This is a genomic window from Pedobacter sp., from assembly GCF_035317785.1.
GTDB lineage: Bacteria > Bacteroidota > Bacteroidia > Sphingobacteriales > Sphingobacteriaceae > Pedobacter.
On record NZ_DATHGC010000013.1, the window covers coordinates 1 to 2,915 of the forward strand.

A 2,915-nucleotide genomic window follows, 5' to 3' on the forward strand; every position below is an offset into this window, starting at 1 on the left:
TGGTTACTGGGAAACGCTGTTATTGAAAAAGCAAGATCACTGGGCGCCCGCAAAATATACCTGGAGAGCAATACCATTCTTACACCCGCCATCAACTTATACCATAAATTGGGGTTTAAAAAAGTAGCGGGGCATGCCACACCGTATGAGCGTTGTAATATTCAAATGGAACTATCCTTAAATAATAATTAAATTTATGTACGATAATAAGATCGCTATCGTCATTAAAGACGATTTACAAAGTTGGCAAAAATTAAATGTTACCGCTTTTTTGGCAAGCTCTGTAGCTATTAAGTTTCCGGAAACGCATGGGAAATCACTGGTTAGTGCGTCAGGTTCAACATACCTGCCGTTTTTTAAGCATCCTATACTGGTTTATAAAGCAGATACTGACAATCAAATTAAGCGCGCCTTTACACGGGCCAAAGACAGGGAACTAAATATTGGTATTTATACCAAAGCACAGTTCGGCACCAGGAATGAAGAGCAAAATGTCACAGAAATAGGTAGCCGCACCGATGATGAGCTTGACCTGGTTGGTGTAATTGTTTATGGGCCAAACAAAAAAGTAGATAAAGCCCTGAACGGCCTCAGGTTTCATTCATAAAGAATTAAACAAAAAAGGAGGACCTGTTGCAGCGGGCACTGAAAAAGTACCTCTTTAATTAGGAACATTTAACCCAAGTTGCAGCTAACCCGGCATAAATGATTGATTTTGATTGCTTTCATTTTTTCGAGGTAGTAGTTTGTGTACTACGGATTTTCTTTTTCCAAAAGGTTTTGGCGGGATTTTCAATAGCCCGAGCAATTGGCTGAGTTTTTCATTCGGTTGTGTGCATTTCCTGACGGTGACGGTTTTGTCGAAGGTATTTTGTCCGCTGGTGGTTATTATTTTTTGCGTGTTGCCGATCCTGACAATTTCGGTCCAGGAATGATTGATGCCGTGTGATTTCAACTGGCACCTGATGGTATTGACCAACCAATATGCCAAAATGCCCAGATGTAAATGGGCCATTGTTGCCTGGTCTGTTTTGTGATAGATAGGCCGCAGATCAAGCTCTGTTTTCAGGGTGCGGAAAGTTTGTTCGATTTCCCTGATGGTATTATAAATGTTCCAGATGATCACCTCATCCGCTATTTTGAGGCTGGTCCGCAAGAAATACATACCATATTGGGTTTCCCGGGCCTGGTGGCGTGTTTCTTGTTTCTCCCAACTGAGGGCTGTGGCAATACCTTTAGTTTCATCTACACTAACCTTAATATTATAATAGTGATGTACGGAGGGGTATTTTTCTTTTGCCCTGCCAATACGCTCCCACACCTTGCCTGCTATTTTAACGCCGCCTTTAGCCAGCAATGCCTGCTGTATCCGTGCAAGATAAGCCTCAAACCGTTCTTCAAACTGAGTGGCCATGGATTGTTCTTTGACCGTTTTAGCATCACTTTTTATCTCCAGGTAATAATCAGTGTCTTTATCCGTCTGTATGGCTTTTATCCTGACATTTTGTTTGGACCTGGTTTCCATCATTACCGTCAGCCGGTTAGGATCTATGGTATAATCTTTCAGCTTTGTGCGGCTTACGCATAAATAATGATAGCCTTTTTCCGTAATCAGTTTTAAGTTCTCTTCTGTGGCTATGCCTGCATCCAAAACTACTACTGCTGTTTTGGTACAGGTATGGGTAGCCAGCTTATCGATCATTTGAGGCAATGTCTTGCTGTCGGACATATTGCCCTCATGGATAGCCGAATACTTAATAAAGCCTTCGATGTTAACCACCAGGGCCAGCACAACTAACTTCGCATCCGAACGCTGTTCCTTGCTCCGCCCAAACTTAGCCAGCTTACTCCCTCTTTTACTGCCTTCAAAATAGGTGTTTGTTAAATCGTACAGGATTATTTTATCCTGTAAATCAAATAGTTCATTGGTTTTGGCCGACAAATGCTTTTCCAGCACATCTTTGAGTTCATACAAGCTGAGCGCGCTTTGATACAGTTTGTCTTTACTGACCTTATCCATATCATAACCTGTCAGTTCACATACGGCTGAGTTCTCTTTCATCCAGCGGCTTGTCCGCAACTCGGATGCCGGATAAACTGCACGGCTGACCACCTGGGCCGCCGCCAGCTGGATTTGTTCATCGTTCCAGCCTTGTGAGGCTAACAAGGCAGAAAGGCCCAGGCGTTCCCAGGTTTGATGGCACATCCATTCGCTGCCCGCTTCACGGGCATCGTTGTGTACCATCGTTTCCACGTCGATCATACGGCTCCGCTTTGCTATTGTGCCGACATCAAGCCGTTTTTCTTCAACAATGCGCTGCCATAAAGCTGATACATAACCATTAACAACAGGGTCAGCCTCGTTAAAAACGCTTTCCTTCATTTCGTGCTTATCGTTTAGCCTCACCTGTATTTTATGGCGCTGTTCTACGGTCGTATCTTCCATGAAACCCACATTCAATATCGTGCGGTGGCAAATCCGGTCATCACTATTGCGATAACTTTCAACCAACCGGTAATATCCGCTGATCGCTTCCGTTTCCGGATTACGCCGTATGCTGCACTTGAAATACATCGCCCGAAAGGTAAGCCTTTGATCCCCAAAATGAAATACCCCCTGTGTACTACAAACCAAAACTGCCCCATGAGATTGCAATACAGCCAATTTTACTGTACCCCCCTACGGATAAACCACCGGAAAATATTTCAAAATAATTCGTTTTACCCTCTTTTTACGCAACCTGGGTTAATGGTTGGGTAACCGCATTCGCGGCTAAAGAAAAAACTGGTGCGGTTTGCGGAATAGATTTAGGTTTGAAGGATTTTGTCATTACTTCTGATGGAATTAAATTTAAGAATAACAAATACACAAAACAATATGAAAAAAAGTTAGCAACGGCACAAAAACATCTTTC

General features: G+C 43.1%; 4 protein-coding genes. 2 read left to right on the plus strand and 2 right to left on the minus strand.

From position 1 onward, the window contains the following. Together VK541_RS01335 and VK541_RS01340 are read left to right on the plus strand one after the other, a co-directional pair. The coding region (locus VK541_RS01335) for a GNAT family N-acetyltransferase (protein ID WP_324366142.1) at positions 1-192 on the plus strand (192 nt) is incomplete at its 5' end. Between the two features lie 4 nt (positions 193-196). Next, the gene (locus VK541_RS01340) at positions 197-607 is read left to right on the plus strand and encodes a DUF2000 domain-containing protein (protein ID WP_324366144.1); all 411 of its coding nucleotides are present in this window, start codon (positions 197-199) and stop codon (positions 605-607) included. An 84-nt stretch (positions 608-691) separates the two neighbouring features. Here the strand turns inward: VK541_RS01340 and VK541_RS01345 are convergent, their stop codons facing one another. Next, entirely contained in the window at positions 692-2,575 is a 1,884-nt protein-coding gene (locus VK541_RS01345; RefSeq protein WP_324366146.1) for an IS1634 family transposase, read from the minus strand. Between the two features lie 157 nt (positions 2,576-2,732). Further along, positions 2,733-2,915, minus strand: a 183-nt coding sequence (locus VK541_RS01350; protein ID WP_324366148.1) for a hypothetical protein, incomplete at its 5' end; no start/stop codon positions are given.